The sequence below is a fragment of the Escherichia sp. KTE52 genome (assembly GCF_000408325.1).
GTDB lineage: Bacteria > Pseudomonadota > Gammaproteobacteria > Enterobacterales > Enterobacteriaceae > Escherichia > Escherichia marmotae.
Genome location: NZ_KE138677.1, coordinates 573,714 through 596,416, shown reverse-complemented (window position 1 = coordinate 596,416; position 22,703 = coordinate 573,714). Strand labels below are relative to the sequence as shown.

Genomic DNA, 22,703 nt, shown 5'->3' with positions numbered 1-22,703 from the left:
TTACCGTAGCAACGGTTTTTTTTCTGCTTTTTTATACTTTAAATCATTCGCGTTACGCTGCCTTCTGTAAAATGGCTGCCATCTTTTATTGCGTCGCTTTACCGGCGGTGATTGAATACCGCCCGGTCTTAAAGGAGAGTTTATCATGAGTCTGGATATCAACCAGATTGCTCTGCACCAGCTTATCAAGCGTGATGAGCAGAACCTTGAGCTGGTGTTGCGCGATTCATTGCTGGAGCCGACGGAAACCGTCGTTGAGATGGTGGCAGAACTGCATCGGGTCTATAGCGCTAAAAATAAAGCCTACGGCTTGTTCAACGAAGAGAGTGAACTGGCGCAGGCGTTACGTTTGCAGCGCCAGGGCGAAGAAGATTTTCTGGCATTTAGCCGCGCGGCAACAGGTCGCCTGCGTGACGAGCTGGCGAAATACCCCTTTGCTGACGGCGGTTTTGTGCTGTTTTGCCACTACCGTTATCTGGCTGTGGAGTATCTGCTGATTTGCGTGCTGAACAATTTAAGCAGTATGCGCGTTAACGAAAACCTCGACATCAACCCGACCCATTATCTTGATATCAATCATGCGGATATTGTGGCGCGTATCGATTTGACCGAGTGGGAAACTAACCCAGAATCGACTCGTTATCTGACTTTCCTGAAAGGACGAGTAGGGCGCAAAGTGGCTGATTTCTTTATGGACTTCCTCGGTGCCAGCGAAGGGTTGAATGCGAAAGCGCAAAACCGCGGTTTGTTGCAGGCGGTTGATGATTTCACTGCCGAAGCGCAACTGGATAAAGCAGAACGGCAAAATGTTCGCCAGCAGGTTTATAGCTACTGTAATGAGCAATTGCAGGCGGGCGAAGAAATCGAGCTGGAATCGCTGTCAAAAGAGCTGGCGGGCGTCAGCGAAGTGAGCTTCACGGAATTTGCGGCTGAAAAAGGGTATGAACTGGAAGAGAGCTTCCCGGCAGACCGCAGCACACTGCGTCAGTTGACGAAGTTTGCCGGTAGCGGCGGTGGCTTGACCATTAACTTTGATGCGATGCTGTTAGGTGAACGGATTTTTTGGGATCCGGCGACCGATACACTGACCATTAAGGGCACACCGCCGAATCTGCGCGATCAATTGCAGCGCCGGACTTCTGGCAGCAATTAATCGGTTTGGTGTTATGAATGCCAGATACGGTGTGAACGCTTTATCTGGCCGACAAAAAACAACCATACCGTAGGCCTTATAAGACGAGCAGCGTCGCATCAGGCATAATCTGCAGATACAAAAAACCCCGCCGGAGCGGGGTTTCTTACAACTTATTCAGCAATTAAGCGCGAACGAAGTCGATGTGCTGCAGCTTCGGTTTGTACGGGTGACGCTGTACATCCTGAGCTTTAACTTTGATTTCTTTACCGTCAACAACGATGGTCAGAACTTCGCTGTAAAATTCAGCTTTAACTTGCATGTTCATGACTTTGTCGTGATCCAGCTCAATTGCCAGCGGCGCTTCGTTGCCACCGTAGATGATTGCCGGGAATTTGTTAGCGGCACGCAGGCGGCGGCTCGCACCCTTACCCTGCTCTTTACGTACTTCTGCGTTGATAGTAAACATTTCTTTCTCTCTTAATTGATTCCTGCTACAGGCGACCCAGCAACAGGTAAGTGATCTGCTTTGCGTATGCAAAAGCGGGCGAGATTCTATACTCAAACGCCTTTCACATCAATCAAAACTACCATTAACCGCGTAATTCGTGCGCCCGACGAAAACGGCCTTCGTAATCGAACACTTTTTCACGAACCTGCCAGTACTGGCCTTTCATTCGTGCAACGACAAAATCCGGGTGGCGCAGCAACGCTTGCTGGGCGAGGATATCGGCGGCGGTTATCCAGCGCAGAGGGATGCCCGGTGTGCGCGTATGCGGGCGGATAAAAAGCTGCTCGAAGGCGGTTCGCTGGGCGGGTGTTTGCAGACGGAAGCGCTCACTCACATCAGCACCATCTTCATCGTAATAGGTGATTTTCAGCCATTCGCCTTTTTCATCGTGCCCATGCTGTAAAGACATGCCGCTACAGCGTAGCACCAGAGCATCTTTCAACCGTAGCGCCGCTTTTAACATATCATCCGGATCAACCAGAATGGTGTCGCACTCGCGGCAGCGGCGCGCGGCAATGTCATTTTCTGCATTGCACTGGGGGCAGTTTTTAAAGCGGAAGCGAAAATCACACTGTTCGCGATGCCCGTCGTCATCTTCGAACCATCCCTGACAACGGCGACCAAAGTGTTCAATCAATGTGCCGTCGGCGGTTGTTTTACCCCAAAACGTGTTGGCAAAGCCGCAGGCAGGGCAGAAAACCTGCACCGGGACGTTGTCACTTTTGCCTTTCGGCGTACCTACTTCCGGGGCGTAGAGATCGTGAGGGTTACCTGCATAATCAAGAATTAAGCAATCTGTCTTACCCGGAGCCAGACGCAGACCACGCCCGACAATTTGTTGGTAAAGACTTACCGATTCGGTAGGGCGCAGAATGGCGATAAGATCGACATGTGGCGCGTCAAATCCGGTGGTCAGTACCGCAACGTTGACCAGGTAGCGAAAACGCTGGGCTTTAAAATCTTCAATTAATACATCACGTTCAGCGCCGGGCGTGTCGCCGGTAATAAGCGCGGCATCTTCGGCGGGCAGTAGACCAACGATCTCTTTTGCGTGTTCGACCGTCGCGGCGAAAATCATCACCCCTTTGCGCGTTGCGGCGAACTCCATAATCTGGCTAATAATGTGTGGCGTAATGCGTTGCTGTTTTTTCAGCTCGCGGTTGAGATCCGCTTCGCTGAACAGCCCGTTGCTCTGTGCCTGTAAGCGGCTGAAATCATATTGCACTACCGGCATATCCAGCCGTTCCGGTGGTGTCAGATAACCGTGTTTAATCATATAGCGCAGCGGTAACTCATAAATGCAGTCCCGGAAAAGGGCTTTCTCGTCGCCGCGCACCATGCCGTGATAATGAAACTGATAGATCCAGCCTTTCCCCAGCCGAAAGGGCGTGGCAGTCAGCCCCAGCAGGCGTAAGTGGGGATTCACTTTTGTCAGGTGAGTAAGGATTTGCTGATACTGGCTCTCTTCGTCGTCGCCAATACGATGGCATTCATCGACAATCAACAGTGAAAATTCACTCTGAAAGGCGTCGAGATTGCGGGCGACCGACTGTACGCTGCCAAATACTACTTTACCGTGGCTCTCTTTGCGCTTTAGTCCGGCAGCAAAAATATCCGCTTCCAGCCCCAGCGCCTGATATTTTGCATGGTTTTGCGCTACCAGTTCTTTGACGTGTGCCAGCACCAGCACGCGACCACGCGCCAGCCGTGCCAGTTCCGCTATCACCAGACTTTTACCCGCACCGGTAGGGAGTACGATAACGGCAGGAGTTTTATGACGACGAAAATGGTTGAGCGTGGCATCCACGGCTTCTTGCTGATATGGACGGAGTGTAAAAATCATGGTCTCGCGTAGGTAGATTATTCTGCTAATAGTATGCCACGGATCTTTTTCCCTTGAGGGAAGTTATTAGACCGCTATACTGGGCAGACAACAGTTCAGATTTTCGGGTCAATGCCCGACCTCCGTTTTTACAGGCAAAATCACACACATGCGACTTGATAAATTTATCGCACAGCAACTCGGCGTTAGCCGTGCTATTGCCGGGCGTGAAATCCGCGGCACTCGTGTCACCGTCGATGGCGAAATCGTCCGCAATGCAGCGTTTAAACTGCTTCCTGAACACAGTGTGGCTTACGATGGTAACCCGTTGGTACAGCAACATGGCCCACGTTACTTCATGCTCAATAAGCCCCAGGGCTATGTTTGTTCCACGGATGACCCGGATCACCCAACGGTGCTCTATTTTCTTGATGAACCTGTAGCATGGAAACTGCATGCGGCAGGGCGGCTGGATATCGATACTACCGGTCTGGTGCTGATGACCGACGATGGTCAGTGGTCGCACCGCATTACTTCTCCACGTCATCATTGCGAGAAAACGTACCTGGTGACGCTGGAATCACCCGTAGCGGACGACACGGCAGAGCAATTTGCTAAAGGTGTACAACTGCATAACGAAAAAGATCTCACTAAGCCTGCGGTGCTGGAAGTGATTACCCCAACGCAGGTTCGTTTGACCATTAGTGAAGGGCGTTATCATCAGGTGAAACGTATGTTTGCCGCTGTGGGTAACCACGTGGTTGAACTGCACCGTGAACGTATTGGCGGCATTACGCTGGATGCAGATTTAGCACCCGGTGAATATCGTCCGTTAACTGAAGAAGAAATTGCCAGCGTCGTTTAATACTTTAATGACTTTCAGGAGCCAGTTGTGACCACCCGACAGCATTCGTCGTTTGCTATTGTCTTTATCCTTGGCCTGCTGGCCATGTTGATGCCGCTGTCGATTGATATGTATCTGCCTGCGCTGCCGGTGATTTCTGCCCAGTTTGGTGTGCCTGCGGGCAGTACGCAGATGACTCTGAGTACTTATATTCTGGGGTTTGCGTTGGGGCAGTTAATCTACGGGCCGATGGCGGATAGCTTCGGGCGCAAGCCGGTTGTCCTCGGTGGTACATTGGTGTTTGCCGCGGCGGCGGTGGCGTGCGCGCTGGCGCAAACCATCGATCAGTTGATTGTGATGCGTTTCTTTCACGGTCTGGCGGCGGCAGCGGCCAGCGTGGTTATCAATGCCCTGATGCGCGATATTTACCCGAAAGAAGAGTTCTCGCGGATGATGTCGTTCGTTATGCTGGTGACCACCATTGCGCCGCTGATGGCACCGATTGTTGGCGGCTGGGTGCTGGTGTGGTTGAGCTGGCATTATATTTTCTGGATCCTCGCTGTAGCGGCGATTCTGGCTTCGGCAATGATCTTCTTCCTGATCAAAGAAACCTTGCCGCCGGAGCGTCGCCAGCCGTTTCACATCCGTACCACCATTGGTAACTTTGCCGCGTTGTTCCGCCATAAGCGTGTCCTGAGTTATATGTTGGCCAGCGGTTTTAGCTTTGCCGGGATGTTCTCGTTCTTAAGTGCCGGACCGTTTGTCTACATTGAAATTAACCATGTCGCACCGGAAAACTTCGGTTATTACTTTGCGTTAAACATTGTTTTCCTGTTTGTGATGACCATTTTTAACAGTCGCTTTGTTCGCCGCATTGGCGCGCTGAATATGTTCCGCTCGGGGCTGTGGATTCAATTTATTATGGCGGCGTGGATGGTCATCAGCGCATTACTGGGGCTAGGATTCTGGTCGCTGGTAGTGGGTGTGGCGGCGTTTGTTGGCTGCGTATCGATGGTGTCTTCTAACGCGATGGCGGTAATTCTGGATGAGTTCCCTCATATGGCGGGAACCGCGTCGTCGCTTGCAGGAACTTTTCGTTTTGGCATTGGCGCAATTGTTGGCGCGCTGCTTTCGCTGGCGACCTTTAATTCCGCATGGCCGATGATTTGGTCAATCGCATTCTGTGCAACCAGTTCAATTCTCTTCTGTTTGTACGCCAGCAGACCCAAAAAACGGTGAACTATTGCTCAACAGGGAAGCTAAAAGGCTTCCTTTGTTGATGCATATCAACCACAAATCTATCAATCCCCCGTCATTTGTTTGTTTTATGTAAAATCAATTTATGTAAAAAGTCACATCATTGTAGTTAAAAAGGTTGAGTTAGATCTCAGAAACGGGTACATATAGCCCCGCAAACGTGACCACGCCCGCAGATATTATTTAAATCAGAGCCATAGAGGCCACGCAGGCGAGGCATCAATCTTTACGATCTGTTTAAAGACGGGTTGTTGATGATGTGTTAAAATTAATGTAAATAAATTGTGAATTAAATGTGCTTCCGGGGAAAATAAGTGACTTCATTACAACTCTCAATCGTCCATCGACTGCCGCAGAACTATCGTTGGTCTGCTGGTTTCGCAGGTTCAAAAGTTGAACCGATTCCGCAAAATGGACCGTGCGGTGACAACAGCCTGGTGGCGCTTAAATTGCTTAGCCCGGATGGCGATAACGCATGGTCGGTGATGTACAAACTCAGCCAGGCATTAAGCGATATTGAAGTTCCGTGCTCGGTACTGGAGTGTGAAGGTGAGCCATGTCTGTTTGTTAATCGGCAGGATGAGTTTGCCGCCACCTGTCGACTGAAAAATTTTGGTGTGGCAATTGCCGAACCTTTCTCAAACTACAATCCTTTTTAAGCATCAGCTCAACGCCAGTAGCTGACGCGTATACTCCTGCTGCGGTGCGGCAAACACGCGCGCGCACGGTCCTTGTTCCACTACTTCTCCCTGTCGCAGCACGATAACCTGATGACATAATGCGCGAACAACATGCAAATCATGGCTGATAAACAAATAGGCTAGTTGGTGCTTTTGTTGCAATGATTTTAATAGCGCCAATATTTGCGCCTGTACCGTTTTGTCGAGCGATGATGTTGGTTCATCAAGAATGATCAGCGAAGGTTTCAGAATCAATGCTCGGGCAATCGCAATACGTTGTCGTTGACCTCCCGAGAACTCCGCCGGATAACGGTGGCGCGTTTCAGGATCTAACCCCACTTCCTGCATTACGGCTTTCACTTGCTCTTCGCGTTGCGTGGCTGAAAGGGTGGGTTGATGCACACGTAACCCCTCCTCAATAATCTGCAACACGTTGAGTCGTGGGTTGAGTGAGGAGTTTGGATCCTGAAATACCACCTGAATGCGATGGCGAATGGGCAATAGCTGGCGACGAGTTAGATTTTGCAATGGCTGACCGTCAAAAACGATGCTGCCCTGAGAGTCAATTAATCGTAGCAACGCCAGTCCTGTGGTGCTTTTGCCGGAGCCGGACTCGCCCACTAAACCCAGCGTTTCACCCGCCCGAAGCGTAAAACTGACGCTTTTCACCACCACGTTATGATCGACGACGCGTTTCAGGAGTCCCTTACGAATGGGGAAAGCGACCTGAAGCTGTTCAACATCAAGCAACGTTGAGGCTGGCTCTGGCAACGGCACTGGATCGCCTGACGGTTCGCTGTTGAGTAGTTTTTGCGTGTAAGGATGAACGGGGGAGGCAAAGAGCGCAGTGGCGCGATTTTCCTCCACACAGCGACCGTTTTGCATCACTGCCACGCGGTGGGCCAGTTTTCTGACAATGCTGAGGTTATGAGTAATAAATAACATGCCCATATTCAGTTCATGTTGCAGTTCGCGTAATAATTGCAAAATCTGCGCCTGGACAGAGACGTCCAGCGCGGTAGTCGGTTCATCAGCAATCAATAATTCCGGTCGAGTGAGTAGCGCCATTGCAATCATCACCCGCTGACGTTCGCCGCCGGAGAGCTGATGCGGGTAGTCTGTCAGCCGTTTTGCTGCCTGGCGGATACCGACGCGATCGAGGCAATTAAGGATTTCACCACGCGCCGCTTCCCGACGCATCCCGCGATGCAGTGAAAGCACTTCATAAAGCTGTTTTTCCAGAGTATGCAATGGGTTTAACGATACCATCGGCTCCTGGAAAATCATGGCAATCTTATTTCCCCGCACACCACGCAACGTTTGCTCGCTGGCATGAAGCAGCGATTCGCCATGAAAACGAATATCGCCAGAGAGATATTCAACAGGCGGGGAAGGGAGAAGACGTAAAATCGACAGCGCAGTAACGCTCTTGCCGGAGCCAGACTCACCCACCAGCGCCAGCGTTTCGCCAGCTTCAATGCGTAGCGAAACATCATTCACTACGGTGCGAACGGTTTGCTGATGGCGAAAACCCACCGACAAATTTTCAATCGCTAACAGAGTTTGCGTCATGCTACACCGCCTTATTAGGATCAAATGCGTCGCGGACTGCTTCACCAATAAAGATCAGCAATGACAATAATATCGCCACCGACAAGAAGGCGGTGATCCCAAGCCACGGTGCCTGAAGGTTATTTTTCCCTTGTAACAGCAGTTCTCCGAGCGATGGTGAACCGAGTGGCAAGCCGAAGCCGAGGAAATCGAGCGAGGTCAGGGTGGTGATCGAGCTACATAAAATAAACGGTAAAAAGGTGAGGGTAGCGACCATTGCATTTGGCAACATATGACGCAGGATAATACTGCGATCGTTGACGCCAAGCGCCTGCGCTGCGCGGATGTAGTCGAAATTACGGGTACGCAAAAATTCCGCACGCACTACGCCCACCAGACTCATCCAGCCAAACAAGACGGTAATCGCCAGCAGCCACCAGAAGTTAGGTTGAACGACACTGGAAAGCAGAATTATCAGAAACAGCGTCGGCATCCCCGACCACACTTCAATGAAGCGCTGCCCCCAGAGATCCACTTTTCCGCCGTAATAACCTTGCAGCGCCCCCGCCAGCACGCCCATCACACTGGAACAGAGTGTCAGCATCAGACCAAACAGAACCGAGATCCGTGTGCCATACAGAATACGCGCCAGCACATCGCCGCCGTTGGCATCCGTCCCCAGCCAGTTTTGTGGTGAGGGTGGGGAGGGGAAGGGTTTATCGGTCGCAAAATTGATACTGGTAGCACCAAAGCGAATCGGTGCCCACAGTACCCAGCCTTTATCCTCCAGTCGTTGTTTTAGCCACGGATCCTGATAATCCGCCTGGCTTGCCAGCGGGCCGCCAAAATTACTTTCACTGTAGTTTTTCAGCAACGGGAAATACCAGCTACCGTCATAACGTACCAGCAACGGTTTATCGTTGGCGATCAGTTCAGAACACAAACTCAAACTGAATAAGAAGAGGAAAATCCATAACGACCAGTAGCCGCGACGATTATGACGAAAACGCGCCCAACGGGCCTGATTGACGGGGCTGAGTTGCGGCATTAGCGTCCCTCAAAATCAATACGAGGATCGACCAGTGTATAGCTGATATCACTGACGATATTCAGGAGCAGGCCAATCAGGGTGAAAATATACAAGGTGCCAAACATCACCGGATAATCGCGCGAGACGGTCGCTTCATAGCCCAGCAAACCGAGGCCATTGAGTGAAAACATCACCTCAATCAACAGCGAACCGGTGAAAAACATGCTGATGAAAGTCGCTGGAAAACCGGCAATCACCAGCAGCATGGCGTTGCGGAACACATGTTTCCAGAGAATGTTTTTCTCACTCACTCCTTTCGCGCGCGCGGTAACCACATATTGCTTGCGCACTTCATCAAGAAAGGCGTTTTTTGTCAGCATGGTGAGCGCCGCAAAGCCGCCAATCACCGTCGCCAGCACGGGTAGCGTGATGTGCCACAGATAATCGGTGATTTTCTGATACCACGGTAGTGAATCAAAATTAGCGGAAACCAGGCCGCGCAGAGGGAACAGGTCGAAATAACTGCCGCCCGCGAAGAAGACAATCAGCAGGATTGCAAACAAAAAGGCCGGAATAGCGTAGCCGATGATAATAAATGTGCTACTCCAGACATCAAAGCGACTACCGTTATAAACGGCTTTGCGAATACCCAGCGGAATTGACACCAGATAGATAATCAACGTGCTCCACAATCCGAGGGTGATGGAAACCGGCAGACTGTCTTTAATCAATGTCAGCACTGAGGCGCTACGAAACAGGCTGTCGCCAAAATCAAAACAAATGTAGTCCCGGAGCATTTTGAAGTAACGTTCGTGGATCGGTTTATCGAAACCGTAGCGATGGGTGATCTCTGCGATCACTTCTGGATCCAATCCGCGTCCACCGCGGTAGTTGCTGTCGCTGATGTTGCCGACGCCCGTTTGTGCATGGCTGGCACGCACGCCTTCGCCGCCTGCACCTGGTAATACTCCGGCATTACCAAACTCAATGGCGGCGATGGCCTGGTCGACCGGACCGCCAGGCGCAATTTGCACGATAAAAAAGTTGATGGTGATAATCGCCCATAACGTTGGGATCACCAGCAACAGACGGCGAATCAGGTAAGCGCCCATCTACTCTCCCTGTTGTCTGGCTGACGGCAGTTTGGCCGCTTTATTGACGTCATACCACCAGGTATCAATACCGAGACTATAAACGGGACGCACTGCCGGGCGGGAGAATTTATCCCACCAGGCGAGACGGTCTTCCGCCATGTACCACATCGGCAACATGTAATAATTCCACGTTAATACGCGATCCAGGGCGCGCCCCAACGGCAGTAATTTTTCTTTATTTCCCTGGGCGGCAATAATTTGGTTGATCAGCGAGTCGATGACCGGACTTTGTACGCCGGGAGCATTATAAGTAGAGTTGATATATTCCGATGACCAGGAAATCTGTAAATCGGAGCTGGGCCACGGCATCGCCCGCCACACGCGTGGCATCATGTCATAGTCGCGGCTGCGCATTCGGTTGGTGATTTGTGAGTTATCCACCTTGCGAATGTCCATGTTGATACCAAGCCGTTGCAGGCTGTGCTGGAACGGCAATACCCACTGGCTATTACTGCTGGCTGGAAGCAATAATTCAAAGCTGAGAAGCTGACCCGTCGTAGCGTTAACGCGTTGCTGACCCTTCAGTACCCAGCCTGCTTCGTTGAGAAGTTTGTCGGCTTTTAACAGATTATCACGGTCGTAGCCATCGCCTTTGGATTCTGGCGGCTGGTAGATTTGTGTGAACACCTCTGGCGGTAGATCTTTTTTCATTGGTGCCAACAGCACCAGTTCCGCAGCGTCGGGGTAATTTCTGGCAGCGTATTCGGTATTCTGAAAATAGCTGTTAGTGCGACTCCAGGCATTGTAAAACAAGGCCTTGTTCATCCATTCAAAGTCGAAGGCGAGGGTGATGGCTTCCCTAACCCGGCGATCGTTGAATACCGGGCGCTGAATATTAAACGCCAGCCAGCGTGTATCCTGGGCTGATTCGTTCTTTTGCTCATCTTTGATAATGTATTTTTTGTCGAAATTTTTACCGGTATAGCGCGTGGCCCAGTTTTTGGCGTCGTTTTCCATGCGCAAATCAAAGGCACCAGCTTTAAATGCTTCAAAAGCGACGTTATCGTCAAGGTAATAATCGTAGCGAATGGTGTCGAAATTCCAGCGTCCACGGTTTACCGGTAAGTTTGCCGCCCAGTAATCTTTCACGCGGGAATAGACAATATTTTGCCCCATTTTCCAGGCCGTAATGCGATACGGACCACTGGCAAGTGGAGGCGTAGCAAGCGGGTCGCTCAGTTTGTGACCCTTCCAGTATTTTTCTGGAAATACCGGCAGTGAAAACAGGCTAAGCATATCTTCTTTGCCGGGTTTAGCTAATTCGATGCGCACGGTTAACGGCGCAATGGCTTTAACTGTGGTGCCTTTGTATACCAGGCGAAATTGCGGCACGCCTTCAGTCATAAACTTTTGAAAAGTGAACTCAACATCGCGGGCAGTAATGGGCGAACCATCATGAAAACGGGCGCGCGGATTAATAGCAACTTCAACCCAGGAATAATCGTCGGCATAGCGCGCGCTTTCGGCAATTAGCGGGTAATAACTACCCGGCTCGTCATCGGAGGTGGTAAATAGTGTGTCGTACAACTGCTCGGTACGTGCACCGGGGTTTCCGCGTAGTGCATAGCGGTTGAAATTATCGAAGGTGCCAATGGAGGATAACGTTATCTGCCCGCCTTTTGGCGCGGCAGGATTAACATAATCAAAGTTGTTGAAATTAAAGGCATATCTGGGTTCTCCCAGTACTGCAAAGGCATAGCTTTCCTTAATAGCCTGCGCCTGCACACCGAAGGTGAACAGGGTGATAAACACCAGCAGTATGCGCACAATCATCTGCAATGGATTTCCTTTTACTCATCATTAGCCGCAATCCGGCATGCTTTCTCTATGAATAATAAGGGACACAAGCACTCCTTACCACTGCGGCGTATGCGGTTTCTCCAACCAGCGGATAAAATCATCCAACGGCAGAGGGCGACTAATCCAGTAACCTTGCAGGAAATTAACACCACGTTCGCGTAACCAGCGTGCCTGTTCCGGCGTTTCAACCCCTTCAGCAACTGTCAGCATATTGAGACGCTTCGCCAGCGTCAGCACCGCGTCAAGCACTGGTGAGGTGACCGTTTCCGTACCTATGGCATTGATGAAACCGCGGTCAATTTTCAGGTAATCGAGCGTGAAACGTTCCAAATAGATAAGCGCGCTGTGTCCGGTGCCGAAGTCATCAATGGCAATTTCCACGCCGACAGAATGCAGCCATGCGAAGAGTTGTGACGCTTCATGTTCTTTCAACATATCGCGCTCGGTAATTTCCAGCACAATCTGGAAATGGTGAGCGGGCAGGGAGGCAAGCAGTCGATGTATATCGGCTTTAAAGCTCTCGTTGTGCAAATGGTCCGGCGCAATGTTAATACCAAACTTTACGCCCACCGGCAGTACGTTGTGTAATTCTGCCGCGTCACGAGCAATCAGCTCAAACAGGTGCTGGGTCAGTGGCACAATCATCTTTTGCGATTCGGCATAATGAATGAAGGCATCCGGGGGGATTTCACCCACTACCGGATGACGCCAGCGCAGTAACACTTCCAGACCCGTTACCCGCAGCGTTTGTGTATCAACCACCGGTTGATACACCACGTAAAACTGCTCACGCTTGATGGCCATCATAATCTCTCTGCCAGGGCGCATACGCACGCTCATCAGGTAATAGCAGAGCAGGCCAACGACAGTTCCACTCATTCCACCCAGTAAAAACGCGTACCACACATCACTCCATGTCCAGTCGTTAGCATAAAGTCGAACAGTCAGCGGAATGCCTGCGATTTTGGTTTCACGTACCGGCGTGCCGGTTAACTCGCGGACGTTCATCAAATGCGGCGTAAAGGTCGATATCGCAGTATTACCAATAATGAGTGCTATACCATCGAAATCTTGCTGGTGAGAGCTATAGAGAAGATACGGCGTCAGGTTCAGGTTCAATGCTGCAAAAACGCCGCTATTTTTTAATAAAGGATTGCGATACCAGATGACGATCGTGGGTTTGTTGGGCACCATCGGTGTGCCAGGCAACATTGCCATATCAATATTTTTACTAATGTCGAGCGCCGGAATCAGTTCATTGAGCGGAATGTCCATCTCACCAGTCGCAGAAGAACAGAAACTCTTTTTATCCTTTACCAGCACAAACGTTCGTACATTCATACTGAATGCCGCACGTGCAGTCAGTTCAGGGTTGGCTTGCTGACAGGTATCTAAGGTGAGTGGCTGGAGGTGATCAGTAGTGGACTTCAGCTCGGTGAAATAGGTGTCGAGATATTTTTGTACGTCGGTAATCAAGGTGTCGTATTTGACTTCATGTTTATGCCAGGCCACTAAAAACTGAAGGCAACTGACAAGTATCGCGATCATCACGCCCGCAATAATGCAGGTAAGCAGGATCTTACGTCCGGAAGAGGGAGCGCGTATGAACATAGTTCCGTTAATATTCCTGAGATTACGATAACGCTGAAGTAGAAGAGAATGACGGGACTATAGCCTGGATCAAGGCATGGAAACATCATTTTCTATAATGGATGAAAATAAAAAAGCACTGCTTAAGCAGTGCCTTCAGTTAACTCGTCAGGATAGCCAAGGGATTGCATCCAAACGGTTTATTAGCTGCGACTAAGAACCCGACGTGCTTCGTTGTAACGCTTTTTCCAGTACGGCTCATTCATGCTGGAAATAATAACACCACTGCTGGTGGAAGCATGAACGAACTGATTATTGCCGATATAAATACCGACATGGCGTCCCGTTGAACCGGCACGGAACAGAACTAAGTCACCTGTACGCAAATTACTGCGGGAAACTGACTTGCCCATTTCCTGTTGTTCATAAGTTGAACGAGGGAGTTCTAAGCCAAATTGTTCGCGGAATGTACGCTGTACGAAACCAGAACAATCGATACCTTTTTTGGTGCTGCCGCCCAGACGATAACGCACGCCTTTCCAGTCAGCATACTGATCCATAATTCGCGATTTTACGTCGACATTACGAACCAGGTTTTCAAATTCATCCTGAGAAGCTTGCAGTGATGATGTTTCACTACCCACTGCACGTGTCTCAGGATGCATATTCTTTGCGGTGTTGTTTGCACTACATGCAGAAAGCAGAACCGCTACTGCAATCGCGGGAATGCCGCGCAAGATATATCTCAAAATCGGTTGAGATTTGACCATGTTGTTTGTTTTCCCTTGAAGTCCTTAACGACAAATATCGTTATAAAAAAATGCCAAGCGAGACGAGACTAATTACCTGGGCATGTTGAAACAATTCCCTAAGGCCAAATCTGTGGACTAACGCACAAAATTATATGCTGTGAGGGTAATTTACCGCCGAGGCAAAACGAGTTCGAGATTACCCGATTGGCGCGGTCTTGGCGAGGGGTTTTACATGATTTTTTATAAGAAAAAGTGATACAGAAAGTTAATAACCGGGATTGGTCAATTAAAGAACGATTGAGCAAAAAGCATGCAATCCATTCATTTAGTTAGAGAATGACTATTTTACTCGATGAACGAAAGCAACGCAGTGCATCATCAGGATTATCCGGTCTATGAAAATAAACCTGATGATGTTAATTACTGTGAGTTATTTGTTTTAGGAATGTTTTCTTTTTCCTGGCAATGATTTGTCAAAGAAGGTGATTAATCGATCACTTAATGGCGTCATCAACCACCAGGGCAAACCAATCAATATCACAGTCAGGGAACCGACAATGATATCGGTAAACCAGTGTGCGCCAATCATCACTCTGGGAAATGCAAATACCACAAAAATAATAAGGGCGATGACGCCTGCGACTTTTCCGAAATAACGCCACATGAATGCAGAAAAAATAAGCAACATCATGCCATGATCGCCAGGAAAACTATCTCGCGAGGCATCTTTTGTTGGCACAGATAACAGTTCGCTGACGCGGTTAATATTCGCAAATGTTAATGTCGGGCTGGCTCGCTTTACCGGAATTAATGCCTGGCCCAACTGGTTTAATACCACTGCGGTTAACAGCATGACGAGACCGATAATCATGATATGGCGTCTGCCGGAGGCGTTTTCTTTCAGCCAGAAACTCAGCATCAGCAGTCCCATTGTCAGCAGTGAACAGCCGTCAAAAGCGCGATTATTGGTCAATGCGACCAGCCATAAAAAAGCCTTGCTTTCGACCAGTTTCTGATTAAAAAAATAGAAAATATCCGCGTCAATCGGCAACCAGAATCCATGATTGACGGGAATGTACCAGGAAAGAAACTGCGCGAGGCCGACAACGTTTAACAACGCTATTTGCGGCAAATTTTTAATCATATTTTCTCTAATCATCTTACTGAAAAACGCAAGCAACCTTACGCGTTGGTCACTAAACGAAGCTTCAACAGCGCGCTCTGTAAGGCATTCCAGTCAGTTTCGCTGCTGGAAATCAGCTCAACGCGACTGTCCGGTGGTGCCACGTTTTGCGTTTCAATGTGCAAGTCATCGCCCTGACGGTTGATTCGCACCAGTCCTTCAGGAATACGCATCACGCCTTTCACGCGTTCCACTGGTGCAAGCCGCGCCCATTCCAGAATGCCAACGGTGTCGAACACCGTATCAGCATCGAATATCCAACCGCAGGCCTGATGCCCTTGTCCGCTGTTGAGACTGCGACGCCAGCGCTGATGCTCTGGCAGGCTTAACGCGGCTAACCCTTTTTTCACGGTATGCTGATGTGAATGGGCGGCGCTGGCGGGTAATTTGATTAAATTGCGACGGGGTAAATCCAGAAGATGACCATCAATTTGCCCATGTTCGCTGTGAATTAATTGCCGATCGCCACCATTTTGTTGCCACCAGCGTTGCAACGCTTGCTCGCTTTCGGACGTCGCTCGGTCGGATTTATTGGCGACAATAATGTCTGCGGCAGCCAACTGGTCACGGAAATTTTCATTATTGACGCTTTTTTCATCCAGCAGCAGGCGAGGATCGAGAATACATAACGTGGCGCGCAGATCGATCCACGGTTCATAAACCGGAGCGGTTAACAGATCGAGGATCTGTTTTGGATGGCCCAGCCCTGTAGGCTCTATCAGCAAGCGGGCTGGTTTTCCCTGGCGCAGTAAGGTATTCAGCCCCACCTGCATCGGTAAGCCATTAACGCAGCACATGCAGCCGCCGGGGATCTCTTTTAGTAATGCACCGCTGTCAGCGAGCAAAGCACCATCTATCCCGACTTCACCAAATTCATTAACCAGCACCGCCCATTTTTCTTGCGGATCTTTGTGGGCTAATAGATGAAGAATTGACGTCGTTTTCCCGCTGCCGAGAAAACCGGTGATGAGGTTGGTCCTGGTCACAACGGCTCCGCAATAATCAGATTAGTTAACTGTGCGTTAATCCTGGCTAAAAAAGCTGGAAAAGAGAAGAGAAGGAGCGGACGAAGCATGCCTCCGTCCACCTTAACCGCAGAAATCGTTAAATTTTGAGGGTATTTAACAGTGCCTGATGCGCTCCAAACTGCGCTATTTGTTGCCAGGCATTTTTGATTGTCTGCACAAAATGCGGGTTATTGGGCAGGTCATCACCGAAAACTTCACGCAGAGAAAGCAGGGCGCTAACGCGTTGTTCACTGCTACTTTCCGCAACCAGATCGCGAATTTTATCGCTGAGCGGATCGCGAACATCAATGGCATTTCCGGCATCATCAACGCCGCTCACATAGCGCATCCAGCCTGCGACTCCTAACGCCAGTAACGGCCAGTTTGTTTCGCGCGCCAGATGAATGCGAATGCTCGCCAGCATGCGTTGCGGTAATTTCTGACTGCCATCCATCGCGATTTGCCAGGTTTTATGTTTCAGTGCGGGATTGGCAAAACGTTCAATTAACTTATCCGCATATTGCGTCAAATCGACATTTTTAATCCGTAGCGTCGGCGCTTGCTCATCCAGCATTAACGTTCTGGCGGCATGGCGAAATGCGCGGTCATGCATGCAATCACTGATATGGGCAAACCCTGCGAGATAACCCAGATAAGCGAGAAAAGAGTGGCTGCCATTAAGCATGCGCAGTTTCATCTCCTCCCAGGGCAAAACATCATCCACCAGTTGTACACCTGCGACTTCCCAGGCTGGACGTCCTGCAACGAAGTGATCTTCCACTACCCACTGGATAAACGGTTCGCAGCTAATCGCACAGGGATCATTGACGGCCAGATGCTGGCTAATTTCTGCCAGCGATTCGTCGGTTGCTGCCGGAACAATGCGATCAACCATCGTTCCCGGAAAGCTGACGTGTTCTTTTATCCATTCGGTGAGTTCTGGTGAGCGTTTTTCTGCCATTCCCAACACCGCATTTTTCACCACATGGCCATTGTCGGGAATATTGTCGCAGGAGAGCACGGTAAATGGCGCAAGGCCGCGTTCACGGCGGCGTTTCAGTGCTTCGACAAGAATGCCTGGTGCGGAATGAGGTTCTTCCGGCGTTTGTAGATCGTGAATAATGCGCGAATTGCTGGTGTCGAGCGTGCCGGTGGCCGGGTCGATGCAATACCCCTTTTCGGTAATCGTCAGGGAAACTATCGCCACCTGCGGTTCGCAAAATTTCTCAATAATCGCTGCTAATGAATCCAGTTTTGCATTCAGGCATTCGTGAACGGCACCGACAATAATCGCCTGATTGCCGTCTGCACCTTTCTCTAACACAGTGTATAAATGGTCTTGTGCGCGAAGCTGGCTCATCAATTGCTCACCGCTGAACAGGCTGATTTCACAAATTCCCCAGTCGCCACCCTGCGCATTCAGCACACGATCGGTTAATAATGCCTGATGTGCGCGGTGAAAGGCTCCAAAGCCAAAATGAACGATACGGGATTTCAATTGCTGGCGATCGTAGCATGGAGTGTGTACGTGATGGGGGTGCGTAACGGAGGCAATAGTATTCATAGAGGTCACGTCTCAGTAACGATTAATTAACAATGGCAGTGTAAAGTTATATGACAGCAATTGAAATTGGTCTGGATTGTTAATGCAATGAAGTGTGAGGGCGATCAATCAACGAGTAAATTTTACGGGCGGAAGGCGTTCAGTAAGCACAAAATAGCAGATTGGTATAATAAATTAAAAAAGGGACAGCCTGAGCAGTCCCTTTTTGAATGTGGCTGAAGTTAGTCAGCACGCCCCATGTAACGGCGTTCTTCGATATGGATACGGATTTTTTCGCCCGGGCTTAAGTATTCTGGCACCTGAATCACCAGACCGGTGCTTAATGTTGCCGGTTTGTTACGTGCGCTGGCAGAAGCACCTTTAATGCCTGGTGCGGTTTCAACGATTTCCAGATCAACGGTCTGCGGCAGTTCAAGTGCCAGCAGTTGGCCGTCCCAGGTCAAAACCTGCATGTCAGGCATACCGCCTTCCGGCATAAACAGCAGTTCTTCTTCAATCTGATCTTTCGTGAAGGTATACGGCGTATAGTCTTCTTTATCCATAAAGACATATTCGTTGCCATCAACGTAGGAGAAGTCAACATAGCGGCGGGTCAGCGTCACGGTGTCAACGATATCATCACCTTTGAAACGCTCTTCTACTTTCAGCCCGGTACGGACATCAGAAAAGCGCATTTTGTACAGCGTAGCGGCACCGCGGGCAGTGGGGGACTGAATATCAATATCCTTAACCAGCAGCAATTTGCCGTTGTAATTCAGAACCATACCTTTTTTAATTTCGTTCGCTCTTGGCATCGAAAAATTCCTGTAGTCGAAAATGTCAAAAATATCGCGACAAACTACTCGCGACGGCCATTTCAGGCAAGAGGTATTCGCACTTTTGCTGGTGCAAAAAAGGTGGTACTGTGCGCGCTCATCAATCCGGTGGTTAACCTGAAGAGAACAATGTATGGAATGCCGTCCGGATTGCGGGGCGTGTTGTACCGCCCCCTCAATCTCCAGCCCTATTCCGGGTATGCCAGATGGCAAGCCCGCCAATACACCCTGCATTCAGCTCGATGAACAGCAACGCTGTAAAATTTTTACCTCGCCACTGCGCCCGAGAGTCTGCGCAGGCTTACAAGCCAGTGCAGAAATGTGCGGCGACACGCGTCAGCAGGCAATGACCTGGCTTATCGATCTGGAAATACTGACCGCGCCTTAAACATCTTTAATCCGCAGTAAGCAGAACAGGGTGGCGATAATCATCACCATCGCAAACCAGAACACTGCATGATAATTCCAGATCTCTGCGACTATTCCGGCTACTGAACCGGCGATAATCCAGCCCACACGTGATGTATTGGTATAGAGCGTGGTTGCTGAACCCGCCTGGCCGGGCATCAGATCCTGAAAATAGAGCATCCCAATACCGCCAAGAATACCGATAAAAATAGCATTCAGCATCTGTAAGCCCAACAGAATGACAGGTGAATGTGCCATCAGCATACCTGCGTAAAAACAGATGCCACCCACGGCTGCTACGCGCATCAAGAACCGCTTACCCAGACGTTTGGCAAAATAACCGGCAATTAACATCGTCGGGATTTCCAGCCCGGCGGCGGTCCCCATCATCACACCCGCCAGTTTTTCTGGAAGATGTAGTTCGTTAATAATAAATAGCGGCATGTTGATGATGTACAGGCTATTTGAACCCCACATCAACGTACAAATGACAAACAGCAATAGCGTATCGCGACGGTTACGCCGCGGTGCTTCAACCGTGCCGGTCGCCAGAGGAACCTCTTTTTGCATCGACGGTAAAAACAGCCACACCATCACGCCGCAAACAATAAACGCTACCGCCGCGCTGAGATACATCACCGTAAAGCTGAAACCCATCGCTAAGGCATAAGCCAGCGGCGGGCCGATGACCCATGCCAGTGAAACCTGGGCGCGCAAAAAAGAGCTGAACATCACTGCTTCACGCCCGGTTTTATCGGCATGTTCACGGGCAAGAGCAAACATCTGCGGGTTGGCGGTAGAGCCAAAGCTGCTAAGAAAAACGCCGACAAACAACAGGATGAAGTAGTTGCGATTCCAGGCGAAAAGGGTGCAGGCCAGCACGCCTAACAGGCAGCAAAAGACAATCAGTGATTTACGATCGCCGCGCTTATCGGAGCGCCCGGCGAGAAACTGGCTGACCAGAATCCCGATGACGGCGCTGCCGGTAAAGAAGAATCCCACCATTGCCGGGCGGGCGTGTACCTCATCGGTAAGAAAAATACTGAGCGTTGGGGTTTGCAGAGCGCCTGCAATGCCGGTGAGAAAGGCAACAATTAAGAATGCCGTTGATGTCAGGTCAAACGATTTCGCGCTGGAGACTGCGGGGGAATTATGCATGCTGGTCGATCACTGAAAGATGAAGACGCGGAGTTTACGCCGCTTGTCAGAAAATAAACAGTCAGTGAAATCAAACTCGCCATGAATAATCAAAATGCTATTTCACTCTTGTTGAACCTTTGCTGACGCTGCTGAAATGATCATGTTGATAACAAATTTCGCCATCAGCGATTCAGATTATCGGCAAAAAAATGTGCAGCACATCAAACTTTTGTACATAATTTAGCGCCATCCCTTGCGTGCTGAAACAGAAGTATTATGCTTTCTTGAAACGTTTCAGCGCGATCTTGTCTTTAACCCTAAGCCAGGTTAGCGCTTTTTTTCTCATAGAAGCTGAATCGTTTCAATTCAGCAAGAGAGGAGAACTATGTTCCAGTTATCCGTACAGGACATCCATCCGGGCGAAAAGGCCGGAGACAAAGAAGAGGCGATTCGCCAGGTCGCTGCGGCGCTGGTGCAGGCCGGTAATGTCGCTGAAGGCTACGTCAATGGCATGCTGGCGCGCGAACAGCAAACCTCAACGTTCCTCGGCAATGGTATTGCTATTCCACACGGCACCACCGACACCCGCGATCAGGTACTGAAAACCGGCGTTCAGGTGTTTCAGTTCCCGGAAGGCGTGACATGGGGTGAAGGTCAGGTGGCGTATGTTGCTATCGGTATTGCCGCCAGCTCGGATGAACATCTGGGGCTGTTGCGTCAACTGACGCACGTCCTGAGCGATGATTCCGTTGCTGAACAACTGAAATCAGCCACCACTGCAGAAGAACTGCGCGCACTGCTGATGGGCGAAAAGCAGAGTGAACAGTTGAAGCTTGATAACGAAATGCTGACGCTGGATATCGTCGCCAGCGATTTGCTGACTCTTCAGGCGCTGAATGCTGCTCGTCTGAAAGAAGCGGGCGCGGTTGATACCGCTTTTGTTACCAAAGCCATCAATGAACAGCCGTTGAACCTCGGGCAGGGGATCTGGCTGAACGATAGTGCCGAAGGCAACCTGCGCAGCGCCATTGCGGTAAGCCGTGCGGCAAATGCTTTTGATGTTGAAGGCGAAACGGCAGCCATGCTGGTGAGTGTGGCGATGAATGACGATCAGCCAGTCGCGGTACTTAAGCGTCTGAGCGACCTGCTGATCGACAATAAGACTGAACGTCTGTTGAAAGCTGATGCAGCAACGTTGCTGGCGCTGCTGACCAGCGATGATGTGCCGACCGACGACGTGTTAAGCGCGGAGTTTGTGGTGCGCAATGAACACGGCCTGCATGCCCGCCCAGGCACCATGCTGGTCAATACCATTAAACAATTTAACAGTGATATTACCGTGACAAACCTTGATGGCACCGGCAAACCGGCAAATGGACGTAGTCTAATGAAAGTTGTAGCACTTGGCGTTAAGAAAGGTCATCGCCTACGCTTTACCGCCCAGGGAGCAGATGCTGAACAGGCGCTGAAAGCCATTGGCGACGCCATCGCCGCCGGTCTTGGGGAGGGCGCGTAATGAGCAGACGTGTTGCTACGATCACCCTCAATCCGGCCTATGACCTTGTCGGTTTCTGCCCGGAAATTGAACGCGGCGAAGTGAACCTGGTGAAAACCACCGGTCTGCATGCAGCGGGTAAAGGCATCAACGTGGCCAAAGTTTTAAAAGACCTGGGGATTGATGTCACCGTTGGCGGCTTCCTCGGCAAAGACAATCAGGACGGTTTTCAGCAACTGTTCAGCGAGCTGGGCATTGCCAACCGTTTCCAGGTTGTCCAGGGGCGTACCCGCATTAACGTCAAGCTGACAGAAAAAGACGGTGAAGTCACCGATCTCAACTTCTCTGGTTTCGAAGTTACTCCAGCCGACTGGGAACGCTTTGTGACGGATTCTTTAAGCTGGCTTGGTCAGTTCGATATGGTCTGTGTCAGCGGTAGTTTACCGTCAGGTGTCAGCCCGGAAGCATTCACCGACTGGATGACTCGTCTGCGTAGTCAGTGTCCTTGCATTATCTTTGATAGTAGCCGTGAAGCGTTAGTGGCTGGTTTGAAAGCGGCACCATGGCTGGTGAAACCTAACCGCCGTGAGTTGGAAATCTGGGCGGGTCGTAAACTGCCTGAAATGAAAGATGTCATTGAAGCTGCACATGCGCTACGTGAACAAGGTATCGCGCATGTTGTAATTTCACTGGGTGCCGAAGGCGCGCTTTGGGTTAATGCCTCCGGCGAATGGATCGCCAAACCACCGGCAGTCGATGTCGTAAGCACCGTTGGTGCAGGGGATTCTATGGTTGGTGGCCTGATTTATGGCTTGCTAATGCGTGAATCCAGTGAACACACACTGCGTCTGGCGACGGCTGTTGCAGCCCTGGCGGTAAGTCAAAGTAATGTAGGTATTACCGATCGTCCGCAGTTGGCCGCAATGATGGCGCGCGTCGACTTACAACCTTTTAACTGACAGCAGGAG

The 22,703-nt window shown here is 50.2% G+C and carries 20 protein-coding genes; 7 read left to right on the top strand and 13 right to left on the bottom strand.

All coding sequences use genetic code 11. The annotated features are described in order from the left end of the window. The first annotated feature begins 145 nt into the window (after nt 1-145). Nucleotides 146-1,153 (top strand): nucleoid-associated protein YejK, encoded by a 1,008-nt coding sequence (yejK, locus tag A1SC_RS14290; RefSeq protein WP_000050774.1) that lies wholly within the window; start codon nt 146-148, stop codon nt 1,151-1,153. Between the two features lie 163 nt (nt 1,154-1,316). Here the strand turns inward: yejK and rplY are convergent, their stop codons facing one another. Next, nucleotides 1,317-1,601 (bottom strand): 50S ribosomal protein L25, encoded by a 285-nt coding sequence (gene rplY / locus A1SC_RS14295; protein ID WP_000494188.1) that lies wholly within the window; start codon nt 1,599-1,601, stop codon nt 1,317-1,319. A 124-nt stretch (nt 1,602-1,725) separates the two neighbouring features. After that, nucleotides 1,726-3,486: a DNA repair helicase RadD gene (locus tag A1SC_RS14300; RefSeq protein ID WP_000578097.1), complete on the bottom strand. Its 1,761-nt coding sequence runs from the start codon at nt 3,484-3,486 to the stop codon at nt 1,726-1,728. 148 nt (nt 3,487-3,634) lie between these two features. On the opposite strand from A1SC_RS14300, the gene rsuA reads away from it, so the two are divergent. The 3 genes from rsuA to A1SC_RS14315 all read left to right on the top strand — a co-directional run bounded on the left by rsuA (nt 3,635) and on the right by A1SC_RS14315 (nt 6,225). Continuing rightward, nucleotides 3,635-4,330 carry a 16S rRNA pseudouridine(516) synthase RsuA gene (gene rsuA / locus A1SC_RS14305; RefSeq protein WP_001234858.1) on the top strand — a complete coding sequence of 232 codons (696 nt, stop codon included), beginning with the start codon at nt 3,635-3,637 and terminating at the stop codon, nt 4,328-4,330. Between the two features lie 27 nt (nt 4,331-4,357). Then, nucleotides 4,358-5,548, top strand: a complete 1,191-nt coding sequence (gene bcr / locus A1SC_RS14310) for a multidrug efflux MFS transporter Bcr (protein ID WP_000213385.1) — start codon at nt 4,358-4,360, stop codon at nt 5,546-5,548. A gap of 332 nt (nt 5,549-5,880) precedes the next feature. Next, nucleotides 5,881-6,225: a YejG family protein gene (locus A1SC_RS14315; RefSeq protein ID WP_000202798.1), complete on the top strand. Its 345-nt coding sequence runs from the start codon at nt 5,881-5,883 to the stop codon at nt 6,223-6,225. 3 nt (nt 6,226-6,228) lie between these two features. On the opposite strand, the gene yejF is transcribed toward A1SC_RS14315, so the two are convergent. The 10 genes from yejF to yeiP form a co-directional block, all read right to left on the bottom strand. Beyond that, nucleotides 6,229-7,818: a microcin C ABC transporter ATP-binding protein YejF gene (gene yejF / locus A1SC_RS14320; RefSeq protein WP_016262157.1), complete on the bottom strand. Its 1,590-nt coding sequence runs from the start codon at nt 7,816-7,818 to the stop codon at nt 6,229-6,231. Nucleotide 7,819: 1 nt separating this feature from the next. Beyond that, nucleotides 7,820-8,845, bottom strand: a complete 1,026-nt coding sequence (locus tag A1SC_RS14325) for an ABC transporter permease (protein WP_016262156.1) — start codon at nt 8,843-8,845, stop codon at nt 7,820-7,822. Next, on the bottom strand, nt 8,845-9,939 hold the full coding sequence (locus tag A1SC_RS14330) for a microcin C ABC transporter permease YejB (protein ID WP_016262155.1): 1,095 nt from the start codon (nt 9,937-9,939) through the stop codon (nt 8,845-8,847). Before A1SC_RS14330 ends, A1SC_RS14325 begins: the two co-directional genes overlap by 1 nt. Then, nucleotides 9,940-11,754, bottom strand: coding sequence for an extracellular solute-binding protein (locus A1SC_RS14335; RefSeq protein ID WP_016262154.1), 1,815 nt, complete (start codon nt 11,752-11,754; stop codon nt 9,940-9,942). Between the two features lie 81 nt (nt 11,755-11,835). Continuing rightward, entirely contained in the window at nt 11,836-13,392 is a 1,557-nt protein-coding gene (locus A1SC_RS14340) for a cyclic di-GMP phosphodiesterase (protein WP_000470617.1), read from the bottom strand. A gap of 182 nt (nt 13,393-13,574) precedes the next feature. After that, on the bottom strand, nt 13,575-14,141 hold the full coding sequence (gene mepS, locus A1SC_RS14345; protein WP_000241011.1) for a bifunctional murein DD-endopeptidase/murein LD-carboxypeptidase: 567 nt from the start codon (nt 14,139-14,141) through the stop codon (nt 13,575-13,577). Between the two features lie 421 nt (nt 14,142-14,562). After that, nucleotides 14,563-15,267, bottom strand: a complete 705-nt coding sequence (locus tag A1SC_RS14350; protein WP_016262153.1) for a phosphatase PAP2 family protein — start codon at nt 15,265-15,267, stop codon at nt 14,563-14,565. A gap of 38 nt (nt 15,268-15,305) precedes the next feature. Further along, complete coding sequence (gene yeiR, locus A1SC_RS14355) at nt 15,306-16,292, bottom strand: zinc-binding GTPase YeiR (RefSeq protein WP_016262152.1); 987 nt, start codon at nt 16,290-16,292, stop codon at nt 15,306-15,308. Between the two features lie 118 nt (nt 16,293-16,410). Then, nucleotides 16,411-17,877, bottom strand: a complete 1,467-nt coding sequence (locus A1SC_RS14360; protein ID WP_016262151.1) for a mannitol dehydrogenase family protein — start codon at nt 17,875-17,877, stop codon at nt 16,411-16,413. 221 nt (nt 17,878-18,098) lie between these two features. Beyond that, nucleotides 18,099-18,671, bottom strand: a complete 573-nt coding sequence (yeiP, locus tag A1SC_RS14365) for an elongation factor P-like protein YeiP (RefSeq protein ID WP_001136827.1) — start codon at nt 18,669-18,671, stop codon at nt 18,099-18,101. Nucleotides 18,672-18,825: 154 nt separating this feature from the next. On the opposite strand from yeiP, the gene A1SC_RS14370 reads away from it, so the two are divergent. Further along, complete coding sequence (locus tag A1SC_RS14370; protein WP_016262150.1) at nt 18,826-19,080, top strand: YkgJ family cysteine cluster protein; 255 nt, start codon at nt 18,826-18,828, stop codon at nt 19,078-19,080. On the opposite strand, the gene setB is transcribed toward A1SC_RS14370, so the two are convergent. Beyond that, entirely contained in the window at nt 19,077-20,258 is a 1,182-nt protein-coding gene (setB, locus tag A1SC_RS14375) for a sugar efflux transporter SetB (RefSeq protein WP_000551958.1), read from the bottom strand. The two genes, A1SC_RS14370 and setB, sit on opposite strands and share 4 nt — an antisense overlap. Nucleotides 20,259-20,625: 367 nt before the next feature. On the opposite strand from setB, the gene fruB reads away from it, so the two are divergent. Together fruB and fruK are read left to right on the top strand one after the other, a co-directional pair. After that, nucleotides 20,626-21,756, top strand: a complete 1,131-nt coding sequence (gene fruB / locus A1SC_RS14380; RefSeq protein WP_016262149.1) for a fused PTS fructose transporter subunit IIA/HPr protein — start codon at nt 20,626-20,628, stop codon at nt 21,754-21,756. After that, complete coding sequence (gene fruK / locus A1SC_RS14385) at nt 21,756-22,694, top strand: 1-phosphofructokinase (protein ID WP_001516719.1); 939 nt, start codon at nt 21,756-21,758, stop codon at nt 22,692-22,694. The genes fruB and fruK overlap by 1 nt, the downstream gene beginning before the upstream one ends. Nucleotides 22,695-22,703: the final 9 nt, after the last annotated feature.

Coding starts and splice junctions, on each gene's coding strand:
- yejK (WP_000050774.1), top strand. CDS start 146: ATGAGTCTGGATATCAACCAGATTGCTCTGCACCAGCTTATCAAGCGT.
- rplY (WP_000494188.1), bottom strand. CDS start 1,601: ATGTTTACTATCAACGCAGAAGTACGTAAAGAGCAGGGTAAGGGTGCG.
- A1SC_RS14300 (WP_000578097.1), bottom strand. CDS start 3,486: ATGATTTTTACACTCCGTCCATATCAGCAAGAAGCCGTGGATGCCACG.
- rsuA (WP_001234858.1), top strand. CDS start 3,635: ATGCGACTTGATAAATTTATCGCACAGCAACTCGGCGTTAGCCGTGCT.
- yejF (WP_016262157.1), bottom strand. CDS start 7,818: ATGACGCAAACTCTGTTAGCGATTGAAAATTTGTCGGTGGGTTTTCGC.
- A1SC_RS14325 (WP_016262156.1), bottom strand. CDS start 8,845: ATGCCGCAACTCAGCCCCGTCAATCAGGCCCGTTGGGCGCGTTTTCGT.
- A1SC_RS14330 (WP_016262155.1), bottom strand. CDS start 9,939: ATGGGCGCTTACCTGATTCGCCGTCTGTTGCTGGTGATCCCAACGTTA.
- A1SC_RS14335 (WP_016262154.1), bottom strand. CDS start 11,754: ATGATTGTGCGCATACTGCTGGTGTTTATCACCCTGTTCACCTTCGGT.
- A1SC_RS14340 (WP_000470617.1), bottom strand. CDS start 13,392: ATGTTCATACGCGCTCCCTCTTCCGGACGTAAGATCCTGCTTACCTGC.
- mepS (WP_000241011.1), bottom strand. CDS start 14,141: ATGGTCAAATCTCAACCGATTTTGAGATATATCTTGCGCGGCATTCCC.
- A1SC_RS14350 (WP_016262153.1), bottom strand. CDS start 15,267: ATGATTAAAAATTTGCCGCAAATAGCGTTGTTAAACGTTGTCGGCCTC.
- A1SC_RS14360 (WP_016262151.1), bottom strand. CDS start 17,877: ATGAATACTATTGCCTCCGTTACGCACCCCCATCACGTACACACTCCA.
- yeiP (WP_001136827.1), bottom strand. CDS start 18,671: ATGCCAAGAGCGAACGAAATTAAAAAAGGTATGGTTCTGAATTACAAC.
- A1SC_RS14370 (WP_016262150.1), top strand. CDS start 18,826: ATGGAATGCCGTCCGGATTGCGGGGCGTGTTGTACCGCCCCCTCAATC.
- setB (WP_000551958.1), bottom strand. CDS start 20,258: ATGCATAATTCCCCCGCAGTCTCCAGCGCGAAATCGTTTGACCTGACA.
- fruB (WP_016262149.1), top strand. CDS start 20,626: ATGTTCCAGTTATCCGTACAGGACATCCATCCGGGCGAAAAGGCCGGA.
- fruK (WP_001516719.1), top strand. CDS start 21,756: ATGAGCAGACGTGTTGCTACGATCACCCTCAATCCGGCCTATGACCTT.